The organism is Curtobacterium sp. MCLR17_054, assembly GCF_003234335.2.
Classification (GTDB): Bacteria; Actinomycetota; Actinomycetes; order Actinomycetales; family Microbacteriaceae; genus Curtobacterium; species Curtobacterium flaccumfaciens.
The window spans coordinates 606,799-623,753 of record NZ_CP126263.1; the positions used below are offsets into that span (position 1 = coordinate 606,799).

The window sequence follows — 16,955 nt, forward strand, 5'->3', positions numbered from 1 at the left end:
CCGGCGCTTGCTGTGCGGTTGTTCATGTCTGTTCCAACGCGTATATTCCACTTCGAATAGTCAACAACGAACAAGCGGACTGGAGGCACGTGTGCCGTCGCTCACGCCACTCGCGTTCGCCGCGCTCGGGCTCCTGGCCGAGGGGCCGACGCATCCCTACGAGATGTTCCAGACGATGACGCACCGCCGGGACGGCCGGAACGTCAAGGTCCGGCCCGGCACCCTGTACCACCAGGTCGGCCGCCTGGTGGAGCTCGGCCTCGCCGAGGTCGTGGGGACCGACCGGGCGGGCAACCGTCCGGAACGCACCACCTACGCCATCACGGACGACGGGTGGACGGCGCTGCACGACGGGCTCGTCCGGCTGATCGCCGAACCGGCCGAGGAGTACCCCGTCTTCCACCTGGCCGTCGCCGAGATCGAGAACCTGTCGGTCGACGAGGCCGAGTCCGCCCTCCGTGCGCGGGTCACCGCACTCCAGGCTCAGCGCGACGAGGCGGACGAGATCCTCGGGATCGTCCGAGCGAAGGACCTGCCCGAGCGGTACTGGCTCGACGTGTCGTACGTGCGTGCCATGCTCACGACGCAGATCGAGTGGCTCGCCGCCACGGCCGACCGGATCGCCGCCGGCCACATCCCCTGGGACGCCTCCGTCGCGTCCGCAGACACCACCACGAACAGCAAGGAAACCACTCGATGACCACCGTCACGCCTCCGCGGACGACCGAGAAGAAGCCGTGGCCTGCCCTGTGGGCACTCGTCGTCGGGTTCTTCATGATCCTCGTCGACTCGACCATCGTGTCGGTCGCCACCCCCACCATCGCCCAGGAGCTCGACGCGGACATCAACTCCGTGATCTGGGTGACGAGCGCCTACCTGCTCGCCTACGCCGTGCCGCTGCTCATCACCGGCCGGCTCGGCGACCGCTTCGGCCCGAAGGTCATGTACCAGATCGGCCTCGTGGTCTTCACGCTCGCCAGCCTGTGGTGCGGCCTGGCCGGCTCGATCGAGGTGCTGATCGTCGCCCGCGTCGTGCAGGGTCTCGGCGCCGCGATGATGAGCCCGCAGACCATGTCGGTCATCACGCGCATCTTCCCGCCGCAGAACCGCGGCGCGGCCATGGGCCTCTGGGGCGCCGTCGCCGGTGTCGCGTCGCTCGTCGGCCCGATCGTCGGCGGCCTGCTCGTCGACGGCTTCGGCTGGGAGTGGATCTTCTTCGTGAACGTGCCCGTCGGCGTCGTCGCGTTCGTGCTCGCGCAGCGCTTCGTGCCGTCGTTCGAGCGGCACGGACACCGCTTCGACTACCTCGGCATCTTCCTGTCGGCAGCGGGCCTGTTCCTGCTCGTCTTCGGCATCCAGGAGGGCGAGACCTACGACTGGGGCGTCATCGCCGGCCCGATCTCGGTGTGGTCGCTCATCATCGTCGGCCTCGTGGTGCTCGCCGGCTTCGTCGTCTGGCAGGGTGTGCAGAAGGGCGAGCCGCTGCTGCCGCTCGGCCTGTTCAAGGACCGCAACTTCACGCTGGCCAACGTCGCCATCACGGCCGTCGGTGTCGCGATCGCCTCGTTCGCGCTGCCGATCATGCTGTGGGCCCAGGACGTCCTGCGCTTCTCGCCGACCCAGGCCGCACTGCTCCTCGTGCCGCAGGCCGTGCTGTCCGCCGCGCTCGCGCCGATCGTCGGCAAGAACCTGAACCGCTGGAACCCGCGCTGGGTCGCCTCGTTCGGGCTCGCCTGCTTCTCGGCCGGTTTGTTCTGGTTCGGCGCCCTGCTGTCGAGCGGTGCCGAGTGGGGCTGGGTGCTCCTGCCGAGCGCGCTCCTCGGCCTCGCCAACGCCTGCATGTGGGGACCGCTGTCCGTCTCGGCGACGCGCAACCTGCCGCCGAAGCTGGCCGGTGCCGGCTCGGGCGTCTACAACACCACCCGCCAGATCGGTGCGGTGCTCGGTTCCGCCGGCATCGCCGCCCTGATGGAGGCCCGGATCACCGCGAACTTCCCGGCGTCGTCCGGTGGGGCCACGGCCGGTGGCGCGGAGCAGCAGGTCGGCGCGCTGCCGGGCTTCCTGCTCGAGCCGTTCTCCAAGGCCATGGGTGAGTCGCTCTACCTGCCGGCGATCGTGCTCATAGTGGCCATCGTCGCGGCGCTGTTCCTGGCGAAGCCGAAGCAGACCGTCGCCTGGCAGCAGACCGGCTCGGTCACCACGCAGCCCGACGCCGAGCCCGCGGGGGCCCCGTCGAAGTAGGGCACGAGCGCTTCGGCGCCCAACGAGTGAGCAGAAGAAGTCGAGTCACCTCCGGGTACTCGACTTCTTCTGCTCACTCGTGTCGGGGACTTACCCCCGCCCGTCAACTGCGGCGCTGCAGGTGCGCTCGTGTGAGCTCGTCCATCTGTTCGTCGGTCAGGGCGTCGACGTCCCGGGCCTCGCGGCGGTCGGTCCGCTGCCACCGGATGAACAGGGCGACGAGCACGGGGATGTCCGCCACCTCGGCGATGAACCACAGCAGGTCGCCCGCCAGGTGCTGGTCCTGCAGCGGCGACGGGTACCAGGCCCGCCCGACCACCGGCACGAGGGACCCGTCGAGCACGTGGTTCGTGATCCGCAGCACGATGCCGGGCACCGCGTCGATGACGAGCTCGACGAACGCGAGCAGGAACTCGGCCGTGGCGAACGTCGACGAGACGAGCACGCCGACCTCGGACAGCGGCGCGAGCAGGCCGAACCCGAGCGCCGGCACCGCCACGGTGATGACGGCGGCCCAGGCGGGGGACTCCCGGATCACCGCCGAGAACGGGGTGAGCAGGACGGCGAACAGCGCGAGCGCGACCAGCGGGGCGACGATCGCGTTGCCGAGCAGGCGCACCGGTCGTGACCCCATGACCGCGTCGGCGACCTGCGCGAGGCGAGCCGGGCCTCCGATCCGGAGCAGTGCGACGGGCGCACCGAGCGCGGCGAAGGTGGGGACCGCGAAGAACAGCAGGGCGGCCCGCAGGACGAACGCCCAGCGCAACCGCTCGTCGTCGACGCCGACGATGCCGAACTGCAGCACGCCGAACAGCACGAGTGCCGTAGCGAAGGCGAGCGTGCGCCACCACGGCCACCGGGCACCCCGTCGAGCCGCGCCGACGACCCACCGGCCGTAGGCGACCGCGGCGACGACGAGGAGCACCGCCGCCAGGGGGTCGAACCGCCAGGTGCTCCAGAACTCGGGTGTCGACGGCGTGGGGAGCCTCCTGGGGATCAGGCGGACTCGTCCTTCGCGCCGCCGGAACCATCCTCCGTCCGCCCGACGGCCACCGGGGGTCCGTCGTGGCCCCGCGACGGTGAGAACCGGTTCAGATCCGGGCGACCCCGGGTGCCGGGACGGTCCGTGACAGCAGCCAGACGCCCACCGGCACGGCCACGGCGCCGACGAGCGCGACGCCGAACGACAGGTGCAGCTGCATCACGAGGAACGCCGGGCCGATCGTGCAGAGGGCGGCGACCGCGACGACCGGCCACGACGGACGGTCGGCCGACGGCAGCAGCCGGGGGAGCGGCCGATCGAACCAGCGCAGGGCCCGGGCCACCCCGATCGCGACGGCGAGCACCACCACGAGTGCGACGATGCGCGACGCCCACCACGGACCGGAGCCCGGCGCCGGGAACGGCACCCCGACGAGCAGGGCGACGCCGTTCAGCGCGATGAACAGCGGCAGGTGCCACAGGTAGATGGTCATGCCGTCGCGGCCGAGGACGAACACGGCCCCGAGCGCGGCACGGGTGCGCATCAGCCGGGTGAGCGGCGCGTGCACGAGCTGGACCAGGCAGGCCTGCGCGATCGCCAGGAACGCCAGCGGGAGCATCGGCGGGTTGAGGTCCTGCAGCATGTCCGGTGCCCAGAGCCCGACCGAGGTCATCGGCACGAGCACGGCGTACGCGGCGACGGCGATGCCGAGCAGGAGCACCTTCGACCGGCGAGCGAACCAGCCGTCGGCCCAGAGGAACCCGAGCTGCTGCGCGAAGAGCCACACCGGGCCGAGGTTGAGCAGCCCGACCTCGGCGACCCCGGTGGCCAGGCGGACGGCGTCGACCGCCCCGGCGAGCACGAGCAGCACGGCGAGGGTGGCCCACGGTGCTCGCTCGTGCAGGCGCATCATCACGGGGACGCAGCACTGGGTGATGCCGTAGGCCGCCAGGAACCAGAGCGGCGAACCGATGCCGAACGCGACCTCGGCCAGGAGCTCCGGCGGCGTGCCAGCGGCCGTGGCGACCCCGAGCCCGAGCGCGAGGAACACGAACAGCGGCACCGCGGGCCGGAACAGCCGCACCAGGCGGGTGGCCAGGAAGTCGCGGGCGGGGCTCGGCGCACCACGGGCGACGGTGCTGCGCCAGCCGACGGCACTCGCGAACCCGCCGACCACGAAGAACAGCGGCATCACCTGCCCGACCCAGGTGGCAGCGACGTACCAGGGGAGTTCCTGCAGCGGGCTCGTGACCCGCACCCCCTGGTCATCGGCGGCGACGCCGACCATCGTGACGTGCACGATGACGACGAGGACGACGCAGGCCGTCCGGATGAGGTCTACGACCAGGTCCCGCTTCGCGATGATCCCCCGGACGTCCGCGGTGCTGTTCGCCTGTTCAGGCAGACCCTGGCTCGTGGACATGTCCGGACGTTAGCGTGCGGAACGGTCGGTCCAGTGTCGTCCCAGCTGATCGCGATCGGATCGTGACACTTCGTATTCCGGTGGCGGCATGCGTCCCCTCGCTGGCCGGCAGCAGAAGCTCGTGTACAGTGAACGCGTTGTCTTGATTCCTGCAAAAGAAAGGCTCAGCATGGACGCCGACGCCGATCTGCTCCGTTCCTCGGGGCTCCGGGTCACGACCCCACGACTCGCGGTGCTCCGAGCGACCGACTCGATGCCGCACGCCACCGCGGACGACATCGTCACCGCGCTGGCCGTGGAGCTGCCGACCACCAGTCACCAGGCCGTCTACGGCGTGCTGAACGCCCTGACCGGCGTCGGGCTCGTCCGCCGCATCGAACCGGCCGGCAGCCCTGCGCGCTACGAGCGCCGCACCGGTGACAACCACCACCACATCGTCTGCACCCTGTGCGGCGCGATCGAGGACGTCGACTGTGCGGTCGGCCACTCGCCCTGCCTGACGCCGTCCGAGACCCACGGCTTCGCGGTCACCACCGCCGAGGTCACCTACTGGGGCATCTGCGAACGCTGTGCAGCGGCAGAGCGCGACGACGCGGAACACGACGACGCAGAGCGCGATCACCCAGACGCGCCCGGCGCGAACGCGCAGGCCCCCGGAGCCCCCACGCCCGCCTGACGGCGACCGCCCACCGCACCGGCCGCACGACGCGCCGGACCCCGAACCACCCGAGCACCCCTGACCGAACCAACGTCCCACCTCCAGGAGGAACCGTGTCCGACCAGAACACGCCGACCGGCACCCCGACCACCACGACCAACAGCGGCGCACCCGTCTCGAGCGACGAGCACTCGATGGGCGTCGGGGCCGACGGCCCCCTCGCGCTGCACGACCACTACCTGGTCGAGAAGCTCGCCCAGTTCAACCGCGAGCGTGTCCCGGAGCGGGTCGTGCACGCCAAGGGCGGCGGCGCCTTCGGTACCTTCACCGTCACGCAGGACGTCTCCCGCTTCACCCGTGCCGCGTTCCTGCAGCCGGGCAAGCAGACCGAGATGCTGGCCCGCTTCTCCTCCGTCGCTGGTGAGCAGGGCTCCCCGGACACCTGGCGCGACCCCCGCGGCTTCGCGCTGAAGTTCTACACCGAAGAGGGCAACTACGACCTCGTCGGCAACAACACCCCGGTGTTCTTCATCCGCGACGGCATCAAGTTCCCCGACTTCATCCGCTCGCAGAAGCGTCTGCCGGGTTCGCACCTGCGCGACCACGACATGCAGTGGGACTTCTGGACCCTGTCGCCCGAGTCGGCGCACCAGGTCACGTGGCTGATGGGCGACCGCGGCCTGCCGGCGAGCTGGCGCGAGATGGACGGCTTCGGCTCGCACACCTACCAGTGGATCAACGCCGCGGGCGAGCGTTTCTGGGTGAAGTACCACTTCATCACCGAGCAGGGCCACAAGACCCTGACGCAGGAGGACGCCGACCGCATCGCCGGTGAGGACGCGGACTTCCACATCCGTGACCTGCACGCCGCGATCGAGCGTCAGGACTTCCCGCGCTGGACCCTCAAGGTGCAGGTCATGCCCTACGAGGACGCAGCGACCTACCGCTTCAACCCGTTCGACCTGACGAAGGTGTGGCCGCACGCGGACTACCCGCTCATCGAGGTCGGCACGATGGAGCTCAACCGCAACCCGGAGAACTACTTCGCGCAGATCGAGCAGGCGACCTTCGCCCCCTCGAACTTCGTGCCCGGCATCGCGGCGAGCCCCGACAAGATGCTCATGGCGCGCATCTTCAGCTACGCGGACGCCCACCGCTACCGCGTCGGCACGAACCACGCCCAGCTGCCGGTGAACGCCCCGAAGAACGAGGTCCACTCGTACTCGAAGGACGGCGGCATGCGCTTCGACTTCCAGAAGTCCGAGGTGCCGGTGTACGCACCGAACTCGCTCGGTGGTGCGCACGCCGACCCGAACGCGACCGACGACGCCCCGGGCTGGGAGTCCGACGGTGCGCTGCAGCGTTCCGCCGCGACCCTGCACCCGGAGGACGACGACTTCGGCCAGGCCGGCACGCTCGTCCGTGAGGTCCTGGACGACGCCGCCCGCGAGCGCCTGGTCGGCAACATCGCCGGTCACGTCTCGAAGGTGACGCGCGACGACCTGCGCGAGCGCGTGTTCGCCTACTGGACGAACGTCGACGCCGACCTGGGTGCGCGCGTGCGCGCCGCGGTCGCGCCGAGCGCGCCGGGCTCCAACGAGGACCCGGAGAAGGTCGCGGTCGAGGCGTAAGCCCCACTTGACGACCTGACGGACGGGAGGCCCGGTACCAGCTGGTACCGGGCCTCCCGTCCGTTGGTCGTTGCGTCTAGACCTGCTGGCCGTTGAGCCAGATCGGGCCAGCGGGCCAGTCCTCGAGCTGCGCTGCCACCGGCAGCGCCATCCAGCCGCCCTGCTCGGTGTTGCTGACGCCCGCGCCCTCGGCGGTGAACGCCGAGAAGGTGCCGACAGCCTCGGGGAACTCGTGCCAGCCGAGCTTCGCGTAGAAGGGGATCCGGTCCTCGCCCGCGCCGAGGAACCCGAAGGGCACGCGGAGTCCCTCGAGGACCGCCGCGGTCCGGGTCATCAGCTCACGGCCGACGCCGGTGCCCTGCAGCCGGGGCGACACGGCGACCAGGCCGGTGTCGCCGACCAGGACGTCCTGCCCGCCGACGGAGATGTACATGCGGCGGATGCCGACGTGGGCCAGGACGACCCCGTCGGCGTCGTGCGCGAGCACCCGGCGTTCCGGCTGCATGCCGGACCAGCTCCGGCCGCCCACGTACCAGTGCGACCAGTCGGGGAAGGCCTGCCCGAGCAGCGCTGCGATCGCTTCGTGGTCGGGGAGCGACAGCGTGCTCTCCTCGACCACCTCCCACCGGATGTCGTCAGTCACGGGTCCATCCTGCACGGATGTGGTGGTGATCGTTGCGTTCTCGTACCGACCGGTAATACGTTAACGGTGACATCTGAGTGGTGTCACAATCAAAGGGGAGATCGATGTCGATCAAGAACGTCGTACTGGGTGCGGTCGTGCTGGGGAGTGTCGTGGGCGGCGGGATCGCGGTCGACACCGTGACGGCGCCGGAGGCGAGTGCGGCGACGTGCTGGCGGAAGGTGACGCAGAGCACGGGCTTCAACGAGTCCGGTTGTGGTCGCGCTCAGCACTTCAACCGTCTGCGGAGCGGGACGATGAAGTGGGGGAACGTGGTCGGTGGCAACAAGTGGTCCTACCAGGCTGCCTGCTGGACCAACATCGCCCAGTACGGCATGACCCGGGCCTGACGCGGTGATTCGGAGCAGGCTTCGGGGAACAACGATCGTCGGGGCTATCGCCGCCGTGGGGCTCGTCGGCTGTGCCCAGGCGGATGCTGCACCCCGGGTCGTCGATCCGTCAGGTTTCTCCGCGGCCGGGCCGTGGGCGGGTGAGTTCGCGGAATCGGCCTCCGACACCAGTTCCTACCAGCGGCAGATCCTCTCGGACGGAACGATCTCGGCGCGGGAGGTCGCAGATGCGCAGTCCCGCATGAGCGCATGCATGCGGGATCTCGGCTACGACTACACGACAGCGGAGGACGGCACGTCCGAAGCCTCGCCGCTCCCCGTGCGGAAGGCTGAAGACGCCACGGCCATGAACGATTCGAAGTCGAAGTGCGCGAAGGACTTCGACAGCGACGTGACCTACCTGTTCAACGAGGTCCGGCGGAACCCGGAGAAGCAGGACGAGGCAACGATCACCGTCGCGTGCCTCCGTGCTGCGAGACTCGTCGACGACACGTACACCGAACGTGACTGGCGTGATCAGAACGACGACGGGAACTTCTCCTTCTCGCCGTGGGATCCCGCAGCCGTACAGTGTCGGCTGGACCCCCTCGGACTCTGGCGGCAGCAATGACCAGGGTCTTCGCCGCACCGTCCATCGTGACGGCGAAACTCGTTCTCCTGCTCGGTTCGGCGCTCGCGCTCTCTGGCTGCTCGGCGGGTGACGCGGACACGCCGAGGCCCTCCGAGCTGGCTCCTGCGTCGCTCGAGGCGGCGGGCCCCTGGGCGGATGCGTTCCGCGAGGCACTCGACGCGGACGTGTCGGACTCGGAGGCGAGGGTCTTGGCTGACGGTCGGGTCACGACTCAGGAACTCGAGGACGCTCACGCGAAGGTCGACAAGTGCCTCCGCGATTCCGAGCTCACGATCTCGTACTTCGCCGACGGCGGGTTCGAAGTGGGAAGCACGGTGGGCAAGTCGCCGAGCAACGACATCGGGAGGACCAACAAGATCCTCGAAGCGTGCGAGTCGAAGTTCGACCAGAGCATCACGTTCCTGTTCGAGGAGACGCGCAGGAACCCCGGCAAGCTGGACGATGCGAAGATCACCGTTCCGTGTCTGCGGAAGGCCGGCCTCGTCGGAAGGGACTACACCGAGGAACAGTGGCGGAAGGACCAGGACGCCGACGCCTTCCCGTTCGACTCGATGGGCGAGCAGGCGAAGCAGTGCGCCCTTGATCCGCTCGCGCTCTGGCGGCAGTGATGCGCTTCCCGTCTGCCGCACTCCTGGCGCTCGGCGCGATGGTGGTCGCAGCGGCGACGGCCGCAGTCATCGTCGTCGCTGTGCCGGCCGAGGTCCCGGCCGCACTCCGGACGGCTGCCCCCGCGAGCACCGTCCGGGTGACCGAGCGCACCGATGCCGATGAACGACAGGTGCAGCTCGCACTCGACACCGGTGCCCCACGGGCGGTCGTGACGTCGCGGAGCGGCACGGTGACGACATCGACGTGCTCGACCGGGGCACCCGTGCGGAGCGGGGACGTCCTCGCGCGGGTAGACGGACAGCCGGTGCTCGCACTTGCCAGTGACGAGCCGCTGTGGCGCGACCTCGAGCTCGGCGACCGCGGGGCCGACGTCAGGGGGTTGCAGCGGGAACTCACGCGACTCGGTGCTGGATTGAGCATCGACGGCATCCTCGGTCGGGGCACACTCCGTGCTGCGCAGCAGTTCCTGGTCGACCGAGGCGTCGACCGCGACGACCTGCCCGACGACGTCGTACTGCGGGACTCGTTCGCATGGGTGCCAGCCGCCGAGAACGCCGTCCTGGCGTGCGTGGCTGTCGTCGGGGCAGCGGTCGGCGCCGACGGTGTCCTCGTCGAACTCCCGGCCGAACTCCGCGGTGCACGCATCGAGGCGCTCCCGGTCGATCCGGCGCCGGGGGAGCGCGTGCTGGGGATCGGGAACGCCGACGTCCCGATCGACACCGAAGGGGTGGTCTCCGCGCCGACGGACCTCGCTGCGATCACCGCCCTGCCGGAGTACGCGGCGACGGTCGCTTCGGCGGACGGCGCACCGACGGTGGCCGCGACGTGGACGCTCAGTCGCCCACGAACCGTCCAGGTGGTGCCACCGACGGCCCTCTGGGACCTCGAAGGTGACCGGGCGTGCGTGCAACCGACGACGGGGCGGCCGCTCCGGGTCGAGGTCCTCGGGTCGGAACTCGGGCAGGCGTTCGTCCGGGTGCCCGGCGGACGAACGCTCGACCGGATCCGTGCCGTGCCGGACCGGTCCAGCTCGTGTCGGTGACGCTCGAGGGCGTCGGACACGTCTGGTCGAACGGCACCGTGCTGTTCGACCGCGTCGACCGCACCTTCGCCGAGGGGACCGTTACCGCGGTCGTCGGGCCGAGCGGTTCCGGCAAGTCCACGCTGCTCGCGATCCTCGCCGGGATGCTCCGTCCGACGCGCGGTGCCGCCGTCCGTCCGCCGGGCTGTCGGCCGCTCTGGGTCTTCCAGAACCCGTACGGGGTGGCCCGCCGCCGCGTGCTCGACCACGTCGCGCTGCCGTTCGTCGCCCAGGGCGCGGATCGTCGGACCGCGGACGTCCGCGCGTTCGGGGTCCTCGAGCGCTTCGGGCTCGGTTCGCGGGCGCACGCGCGGTTCGCCGAGCTGTCCGGTGGTGAGGCGCAACGCCTGATGCTCGCGCGCGCCATCGCCAGCGCGCCGGGTCTGATGCTGGTCGACGAGCCGACGGCGCAACTCGACCGGGCGACCGCGATCGAGGTGAACCGTGGGATCGGTGCGCTCGCCGCGTCGGGGACGGTCGTCGTCGTCGCCACGCACGACGACGCGACCCGTGACGCCTGCGACGGGGTGCTCGATCTCGGGCGGTACCGATGAGCCCTCGCCGGATGCAGGTGACCGAGGTCTGGCGGGAGGCGTGGCGCGACATCGATTCCGGAGCCTCGTGGGCAGCCACGGCCGCTGTCGTCCTCGCGGTGCTGCTCAGCGGCGTCGTGGGCATGCGCGCCGGAGCGGTCGCCGGTGACGTCCGAGCGGCTGCGGTGTTCGTCGCGAGCGGTGCGGCGACGACCGTCCAGCGGGCCGAGGGCCGGATCGACGGCCGCGTGTGCGATGCGCTCGTGGACACCGAAGGGGTCATCGCGTCCGGTGCGTTCCGGCGCCTCGACGCCGGGGTCGTCCCCGCCGCGCTGCCGGGCTCGGCGATCCCGACCTACGAGGTGACCGCCGGGGTGCGTGGTCTGCTCGGCGGCTCCGATGCCGACGGCACCGCGGGAGTGATCGTCTCGCCCGCGGTGCACGAGACCCTGGGCCTTGCTGCCGGCGATCGCCTCGTGACGGTGGGCGGCGCGGGCACCGGAGTCGCCGGCGTGTACGACTACCCCGACGACGGCCGGGACCCCGACCTGGAGTACTCGGTCCTCGCGCCGACGGTCGACGACGGGTCGCCGTTCGACGCCTGCTGGGCGACGGTGTGGCCGCAGCGCGACGACACGGTCTCGATGCTCCGGCGCACCGTCTTGCCGGCGAGCGGGGCCGAGGGCGAGGACCGACCGACCGCCGGGCAGCTCAACCCGACGCTGGGCGCGGTCTTCACGCCCGCGGCGCGGCAGCCAGCGCTCGTCCCGTTCGGTGCAGCGGCCCTCGCGGGGCTGACGATCGGCGGGGCAGCGGTCGCACGGCGTCGGCTCACCCTGGCCTCCGATCGGCACGTCGGGGTACCGCGGAGTGCGCAGGTCCTCGGCGTCGTCCTGCAGCACCTGGTCTGGGCATCTGTCGGGGCGGTGGTCGCGACGAGCGTCGCGGTGGTGTCGGTGCGTGGCCTCGTCGTCGACGACGCGCTGCCGATCGTGCGCGAGGCAATCGCGATCGCGTCCCTCGGGCTCGTGGGCGCGCTGCTCGGTGGGGCGCTCGCCGCGGCCGCGATCCGCGAGCGCGCGCTGCACCGCTACTTCCGCTCCCGCTGACCGCGGCCGGCGGGGCGGACGCGCGCCGGGCCTCCCGTCGCCTGCGCGCCCCGTCCGCTGTGCGCCCCCGTGCGCCAAAGCGACAGATCGCCGCGAACCGTTCGCAGTCATCTGTCGCGTTGGCGGGTGCCTCGCGCCGGGATTGCGTGGATCTGTCGCTTTGGCGCAGGCGACCGACGCCCATTTGGTTGACGCGTCAACTAAATGGGCGCACACTGGTGCCATGCACACGCAGGACCTCCTCGCCGCCGACACCGGGATGGGTGCCGTCACCCTCCGCGTCGCGAACCTCGACCGGATGATCGGCTACTACCGCGACGGCGTCCAGCTCGCGCTGCTCTCGAACGAGGGCGGCGTCGCCGTGCTGGGGCGACCGGGCGCCGGTGGTCTGGCGATCCCGATCGTGATCCTCGAGCACGCGCCGTCGATGCAGCACGCGGCCCCCCACGACGCCGGCCTGTTCCACACCGCGATCCTGTTCGACACCCGGGCAGACCTCGCCGCGGCGCTGTACTCGGTCGCGACGAAGTTCCCGCAGACCTTCACCGGCAGCGCCGACCACCTGGTGAGCAACGCGTTCTACTTCACCGACCCCGAGGGCAACGGCGTCGAGCTGTACTGGGACCGCGACCGCACCGAGTGGTCGTGGACGCACGGCATGGTCGACATGGACACGAAGTACGTCGACCCGAACGCGTTCCTGCAGGAGCACCTGACGCAGGATGCCCTGGACACCGCCGCGGCACGCCCGGGCAAGGTCGGCCACGTGCACCTGTCCGTCGGCGACGTCGACGCCGCGCGCTCCTTCTACGTGGACACCCTCGGCTTCGAGACCACCGCCGGCTTTGGCGAGGCTCTGTTCGTCAGCGCCGGCGGCTACCACCACCACATGGCGATGAACACCTGGAACTCACGTGGGGCCGGGCGCCGCCAGCTCGCGCTCGGGCTCGGACTCGTGCGGATCGAGGTGCCCGGGTCGGACGACCTCGGTGCCCTCGTCGCACGCATGCACGACACCGGGGTGCAGACCGCGGACGACGGCCGGACGGTCGCGTTCGAGGACCCGTGGGCGAACCGCATCGAGGTGACCGCGCCCGGTCGCGGCTGACGAGCGGGTCGCGAGGGGCCGACAGGTCAGGCGCTGTTCGAGATCCCGCCGTCCGACTTCAGCAGCTGCCCGTTCACCCAGGCGCCCTGCTCCGAGCAGAGGAACCCGACGAGCGCGGCGGTGTCCGACGGGCGTCCGAGCCGGCCGAGCGGTGTGCCCTCGACGGCCCAGCCCTTGACCTCGTCGGACATCCAGCCGGTGTCGTTCGGGCCCGGGTTCACCACGTTGGCGCTGACACCGAGGCTGCCGAGCTCCTTCGCGGCGCCGAACACGATCCGGTCGAGCGCGCCCTTCGACGCCCCGTACGGCAGGTTGTACGCGATGTGGTCGCTCGTCAGGGCGACGATCCGGCGTCGGTCGCGCGGTGCGGCGTCCCCGGCGAGCTCGAGCCCGGCCGCGTAGGCCTGCACGAGCAGGAACGGTGCGCGGGCGTTCACGGCGAAGTGGCGGTCCCACGACTCGACGGTCGTGGTGCGGAAGTCGGAGTCGACGGACTCGCAGTGCGACATGACGAGGGCGGTGACCGGGGCGCCGGCTTCCGCCTCGGCGCGGCCGACGAGGGCGGCCGCCTGCTCCGGGTCCTCCAGGTCGACCGGGAGGCGCGTCACCCGTGCTCCCGCCGCCTCGCACTCCTGCACCACCGACTCGACCCCGTCCGGGTCCGCCCCGCCGCTCACGCGGTCGTCGTAGGGGCCCCACCACGAGATGGCGAGGTCCCAGCCGTCGGTCGCCAGCCGGGTGGCGAGCGCTGCGCCGATGCCGGCTCTGCGGCCCACCCCGGTCACCAGGGCGAGTGGTCGTGCGGACGTCATCCGTGCCTCCTGTCCGGCGCTCCGTCGCACCGATCGGCACCCAGTCTGCCGGAACCGGCCACCCGTGTGACCATCGCACCCGGTGTCCTGTCGGCGGACGGCCGACCACGGGGGCCAAGATGGACGGATGCCACGCACACGACGGCCCTCCCGACCGGGGCGCGGACCCCGCGGCGGTCGCCCGGACCCCCGCGACCTGCCGCTCGAGCACGTCCGCGACCGGATGTCGTCGTACATCTACGGCAACATCACGGTGCTCGCCGTCGCGATCGCGGTGAGCCCGGAGCAGATCCACCACGGCGCCGCGGTGGCGACCGTCCTGGCGACCGCGGTGCTGACGTACCTGGCGCACGTGCTCGCGCACCTGGTCGCGCACGGACTCGGCGACGACGGCGAGGAGACTGCGGTCGAGCGTGCCGCGCGCCGTGAGTCCGTCGCGACCATCGTCCGGAACGCCAACCCGATCGCGACCTCCGGGCTGATCCCGGCGGTCCTCTACGCGGCGGCCTGGATCGGGTGGCTGCCGGCGGAGTGGGCACAGATCGCGGCGACGGTGATCCTGGTCGTGCGCATCGGGCTGGTGGGCGTGTTCATGCAGCGGTTCAGCGGGAAGCAGCCGACGTTCCTCGGGCTGTGGGGCGGCATCGTGCTGGCCGCGGTGGCGTTCGTGATCGGTGTCGTCAAGGTGGTGTTGACGCATTGAGTGACACGCACGCCCACGCCGAACCTCACTCCGAACCCGCCCCCGACAGCGAGCCGAAGCGCGGCGGGCTGCGGTTCCTGCGCGACCTCGTCATCATCGTCGTCGTGGCGCTGTTGGCGTCCTTCCTGGTCAAGGCGTACCTGGTCCGCGCGTTCTCCATCCCCTCGGGCTCGATGCAGAACACGCTGCTCATCGGGGACCGGGTGCTCGTCAACGAGCTCGTGCCCGGGGTCGTCCCGCTGCAGCGCGGTGACGTCGTGGTGTTCCAGGACCCGGGCGGCTGGCTCGGCATGGGCCAGGGCGATGACCTGATCAAGCGGGTCATCGGCCTGCCGGGCGACACGGTGTCGTGCTGCGACGCCCGGGGCCGTCTGTCGGTGAACGGGCACGCGGTGGACGAGCCCTACGTCGTGCTCGAGCGCGGGTCGGACCGTGTCGCCGGGAAGGACTTCGAGATCACCGTGCCGAAGGGGCGCATCTGGGTGATGGGCGACAACCGGTACGACTCCGCCGACTCGCGCGTGCACGGCACCGTGCCGGTCGACGACGTCGTGGGGCGGGCCTTCGTGACCACGTGGCCGATCTCGCGGTGGTCGGTGCTGTCCCGGTACGGCGACGAGTGGGACCGGGTCCCGACGCCGTGACCACGGACGACGAGGGCTTCGGCTACGAGACCGGCGGGGACGACGACCTGTCGATCCACCGGATCGCGACACCGGGCAAGCGGTCGGGGACGATCGGTCCGCGGCCCGACCACGTCGTGTTCTGGCTCGCGGACGGCCGGGCCAGCCTGACCGCCGACGACGGCGAGCACTGGGAGGTCGGCGCCGAGCGGCCGATGATGCTCTCGGCGTCCGTCGCGTACGGGTTCGAGACCGACGCGACCGCCACGACGCTGCTGCACCTGTCGCCGTCGCTGCTCGGCGACACGGGGGAGTCCTCGGTGTTCGGGCAGCCGGACGCGGCCGATCCCGCACTCGAACCGCTGCGGGCACTCCTGCGTGAGGCCTCCGGGCGCATCCTCGACCCGGCTCTGCCCGCCGCCGACCGTGCGGCCCTGAACCGGCGGATCGCGACCGTCGTCCTGTCGACCTTCGCCCGGTCGCGATCGGACGTCGCGGACCGGATGCGGCGCGCGATCGGCTTCGTGCACGACCACGCCGACCGGACGCTGACCGTGGCGGACGTCGCGGCGGCCTGCGACCTGAGCGAGCGCGGCCTGCAGGACCTGTTCCGCCGTCGTCTCGGCGTCACGCCCATGCAGTACCTGCGTGAGGTCCGGCTCGACCGGGTGCACCTGGAGCTGGGGCGGCCGGGTTCCCGCGCGCTGCTCGTCAGCGAGGTCGCGCGGCGGTGGCGGTTCACCCACCTTGGGCGGTTCGCGGCGTACTACCGGGAACGGTTCGGGGAGCCGCCGCACCAGACCATCGCCCGGAGCGGCACACCCGGAGAACGGTAGTTCTCGCGTTCTTTGCGGATTCCGGCTATCCTGCTCGCGTGGATGCGCGACGGTCCGAACTGGGGCAGTACCTCCGCGCCCGTCGGGCACTCGTCCAGCCCGAGGACGTCGGCCTCACTCGCGAGCCTGGACGACGAGTGGACGGCCTGCGCCGTGAAGAGGTTGCGCGGCTCGCGGGCATCAGCCCCGAGTACTACCTGCGGCTCGAACGCGGCCGCGACCACCAGCCGTCCGACCAGGTGCTCGTGGCGCTCGGCCGGGCCCTGCGGCTCGACCACGAGGCGGTCGACTACCTGCGCCGCCTCGCACACGCCGAACGCCGCCGCCCGGAGGGGGTCGTGCCACCGGGGCTCGACGACTCGGTCCGGTCGCTCCTGGCGCAGTGGTCGCACACCCCGGCGTTCGTGATGGACCGCAACCAGGACATCATCCTGTCCAACGCCCTGGCGAGCGCCCTCGGCCCCGGCTACATGGAGCCGGGCGCGAACCTCGTCCTGCAGATGTTCTCCGAGGCGTCCCGGCAGCACGCGGCCGACTGGGACCCCACCGCGCACCGGGTCGTCGCTGCACTCCGGCTGCACGCCGAGCCCGAGGACCCCCGGCTGCAGGAGATCGTCGGCACCCTGACCCTGCAGGACCCGGACTTCGCCCGCATCTGGGCCCGGCACGACGTCGCCGTGCAGCGCACCGGGGTCTCGCGGCACTGGATCGACCCGATCGGCTGGGTCGAGTTCCGCTGGCAGAACCTCGCGATCCCGGGTAGCTCGCACGTGCTCGTCACCTTCTGGGCCGACCCCGGCACCCCCGCAGCCGCGGCCGTCGCGTACCTCGCCGCGCAGGTGCAGCAGGGCACCGCGCGCCGGGAACCGTTCGCGGGCGAGACCGCGGTGGGGTAGCCAGGCGGTCACCGCGGTCACCGCGGTCACGGCGGCCGCCGCGCTCG

General features: G+C 71.3%; 19 protein-coding genes. 15 read left to right on the forward strand and 4 right to left on the reverse strand.

Features of this window, described 5'->3' with window-relative positions:
• Positions 1–91: 91 nt before the first annotated feature.
• Positions 92–700, forward strand: coding sequence for a PadR family transcriptional regulator (locus DEJ08_RS02960; protein WP_181438909.1), 609 nt, complete (start codon positions 92–94; stop codon positions 698–700).
• A complete protein-coding gene (locus DEJ08_RS02965; RefSeq protein WP_111053807.1) occupies positions 697–2,241 on the forward strand; it encodes a DHA2 family efflux MFS transporter permease subunit in 1,545 nt (514 codons plus the stop codon). The genes DEJ08_RS02960 and DEJ08_RS02965 overlap by 4 nt, the downstream gene beginning before the upstream one ends.
• A gap of 103 nt (positions 2,242–2,344) precedes the next feature.
• Here DEJ08_RS02965 and DEJ08_RS02970 read toward each other — a convergent pair whose 3' ends face one another.
• Complete coding sequence (locus tag DEJ08_RS02970; RefSeq protein WP_111053806.1) at positions 2,345–3,166, reverse strand: cytochrome c oxidase assembly protein; 822 nt, start codon at positions 3,164–3,166, stop codon at positions 2,345–2,347.
• A gap of 166 nt (positions 3,167–3,332) precedes the next feature.
• A complete protein-coding gene (locus DEJ08_RS02975) occupies positions 3,333–4,646 on the reverse strand; it encodes an acyltransferase family protein (RefSeq protein ID WP_111053805.1) in 1,314 nt (437 codons plus the stop codon).
• A 169-nt stretch (positions 4,647–4,815) separates the two neighbouring features.
• Between DEJ08_RS02975 and DEJ08_RS02980 the strand changes: the two genes are divergently transcribed.
• Positions 4,816–5,322 (forward strand): Fur family transcriptional regulator, encoded by a 507-nt coding sequence (locus DEJ08_RS02980; protein ID WP_246552610.1) that lies wholly within the window; start codon positions 4,816–4,818, stop codon positions 5,320–5,322.
• Positions 5,323–5,417: 95 nt separating this feature from the next.
• Complete coding sequence (locus DEJ08_RS02985; protein ID WP_111053804.1) at positions 5,418–6,935, forward strand: catalase; 1,518 nt, start codon at positions 5,418–5,420, stop codon at positions 6,933–6,935.
• Between the two features lie 76 nt (positions 6,936–7,011).
• On the opposite strand, the gene DEJ08_RS02990 is transcribed toward DEJ08_RS02985, so the two are convergent.
• A complete protein-coding gene (locus DEJ08_RS02990; protein WP_181437758.1) occupies positions 7,012–7,578 on the reverse strand; it encodes a GNAT family N-acetyltransferase in 567 nt (188 codons plus the stop codon).
• A gap of 104 nt (positions 7,579–7,682) precedes the next feature.
• On the opposite strand from DEJ08_RS02990, the gene DEJ08_RS02995 reads away from it, so the two are divergent.
• From DEJ08_RS02995 to DEJ08_RS03025, 7 genes are all read left to right on the forward strand, one after another.
• Positions 7,683–7,967, forward strand: a complete 285-nt coding sequence (locus DEJ08_RS02995) for a hypothetical protein (protein WP_110858837.1) — start codon at positions 7,683–7,685, stop codon at positions 7,965–7,967.
• Between the two features lie 55 nt (positions 7,968–8,022).
• Positions 8,023–8,577 carry a hypothetical protein gene (locus DEJ08_RS03000; RefSeq protein ID WP_111053803.1) on the forward strand — a complete coding sequence of 185 codons (555 nt, stop codon included), beginning with the start codon at positions 8,023–8,025 and terminating at the stop codon, positions 8,575–8,577.
• Positions 8,574–9,206, forward strand: coding sequence for a hypothetical protein (locus DEJ08_RS03005; RefSeq protein WP_111053802.1), 633 nt, complete (start codon positions 8,574–8,576; stop codon positions 9,204–9,206). Before DEJ08_RS03000 ends, DEJ08_RS03005 begins: the two co-directional genes overlap by 4 nt.
• Entirely contained in the window at positions 9,206–10,249 is a 1,044-nt protein-coding gene (locus DEJ08_RS03010; protein ID WP_111053801.1) for a peptidoglycan-binding domain-containing protein, read from the forward strand. Before DEJ08_RS03005 ends, DEJ08_RS03010 begins: the two co-directional genes overlap by 1 nt.
• Positions 10,240–10,842, forward strand: coding sequence for an ATP-binding cassette domain-containing protein (locus tag DEJ08_RS03015; protein ID WP_111053800.1), 603 nt, complete (start codon positions 10,240–10,242; stop codon positions 10,840–10,842). Before DEJ08_RS03010 ends, DEJ08_RS03015 begins: the two co-directional genes overlap by 10 nt.
• Positions 10,839–11,930, forward strand: coding sequence for a hypothetical protein (locus tag DEJ08_RS03020; protein WP_146248438.1), 1,092 nt, complete (start codon positions 10,839–10,841; stop codon positions 11,928–11,930). Before DEJ08_RS03015 ends, DEJ08_RS03020 begins: the two co-directional genes overlap by 4 nt.
• Before the next feature lie 223 nt (positions 11,931–12,153).
• Complete coding sequence (locus tag DEJ08_RS03025) at positions 12,154–13,038, forward strand: VOC family protein (RefSeq protein ID WP_111053798.1); 885 nt, start codon at positions 12,154–12,156, stop codon at positions 13,036–13,038.
• 26 nt (positions 13,039–13,064) lie between these two features.
• Here DEJ08_RS03025 and DEJ08_RS03030 read toward each other — a convergent pair whose 3' ends face one another.
• The gene (locus tag DEJ08_RS03030) at positions 13,065–13,850 is read right to left on the reverse strand and encodes an SDR family oxidoreductase (protein WP_111053797.1); all 786 of its coding nucleotides are present in this window, start codon (positions 13,848–13,850) and stop codon (positions 13,065–13,067) included.
• A gap of 127 nt (positions 13,851–13,977) precedes the next feature.
• On the opposite strand from DEJ08_RS03030, the gene DEJ08_RS03035 reads away from it, so the two are divergent.
• From DEJ08_RS03035 to DEJ08_RS03050, 4 genes are read left to right on the forward strand one after another with little or no spacing between them, the layout of a single operon-like run.
• Positions 13,978–14,553, forward strand: coding sequence for a hypothetical protein (locus DEJ08_RS03035; protein ID WP_146248437.1), 576 nt, complete (start codon positions 13,978–13,980; stop codon positions 14,551–14,553).
• On the forward strand, positions 14,550–15,197 hold the full coding sequence (gene lepB / locus DEJ08_RS03040) for a signal peptidase I (protein ID WP_111053795.1): 648 nt from the start codon (positions 14,550–14,552) through the stop codon (positions 15,195–15,197). Before DEJ08_RS03035 ends, lepB begins: the two co-directional genes overlap by 4 nt.
• On the forward strand, positions 15,194–16,012 hold the full coding sequence (locus DEJ08_RS03045) for a helix-turn-helix transcriptional regulator (protein ID WP_146248436.1): 819 nt from the start codon (positions 15,194–15,196) through the stop codon (positions 16,010–16,012). The genes lepB and DEJ08_RS03045 overlap by 4 nt, the downstream gene beginning before the upstream one ends.
• Positions 16,013–16,050: 38 nt before the next feature.
• Positions 16,051–16,908, forward strand: a complete 858-nt coding sequence (locus DEJ08_RS03050; RefSeq protein ID WP_181438908.1) for a helix-turn-helix domain-containing protein — start codon at positions 16,051–16,053, stop codon at positions 16,906–16,908.
• The last annotated feature ends 47 nt before the right edge of the window (positions 16,909–16,955 follow it).

Excerpts from the sequence above, each read along its gene's own strand:
- DEJ08_RS03035 (WP_146248437.1), top strand. The coding sequence starts at position 13,978 with ATGCCACGCACACGACGGCCCTCCCGACCGGGGCGCGGACCCCGCGGC.
- DEJ08_RS03010 (WP_111053801.1), top strand. The coding sequence starts at position 9,206 with ATGCGCTTCCCGTCTGCCGCACTCCTGGCGCTCGGCGCGATGGTGGTC.
- DEJ08_RS03005 (WP_111053802.1), top strand. The coding sequence starts at position 8,574 with ATGACCAGGGTCTTCGCCGCACCGTCCATCGTGACGGCGAAACTCGTT.
- DEJ08_RS02995 (WP_110858837.1), top strand. The coding sequence starts at position 7,683 with ATGTCGATCAAGAACGTCGTACTGGGTGCGGTCGTGCTGGGGAGTGTC.
- DEJ08_RS03030 (WP_111053797.1), bottom strand. The coding sequence starts at position 13,850 with ATGACGTCCGCACGACCACTCGCCCTGGTGACCGGGGTGGGCCGCAGA.
- DEJ08_RS02975 (WP_111053805.1), bottom strand. The coding sequence starts at position 4,646 with ATGTCCACGAGCCAGGGTCTGCCTGAACAGGCGAACAGCACCGCGGAC.
- DEJ08_RS02980 (WP_246552610.1), top strand. The coding sequence starts at position 4,816 with ATGGACGCCGACGCCGATCTGCTCCGTTCCTCGGGGCTCCGGGTCACG.
- DEJ08_RS02965 (WP_111053807.1), top strand. The coding sequence starts at position 697 with ATGACCACCGTCACGCCTCCGCGGACGACCGAGAAGAAGCCGTGGCCT.
- DEJ08_RS03025 (WP_111053798.1), top strand. The coding sequence starts at position 12,154 with ATGCACACGCAGGACCTCCTCGCCGCCGACACCGGGATGGGTGCCGTC.
- DEJ08_RS03020 (WP_146248438.1), top strand. The coding sequence starts at position 10,839 with ATGAGCCCTCGCCGGATGCAGGTGACCGAGGTCTGGCGGGAGGCGTGG.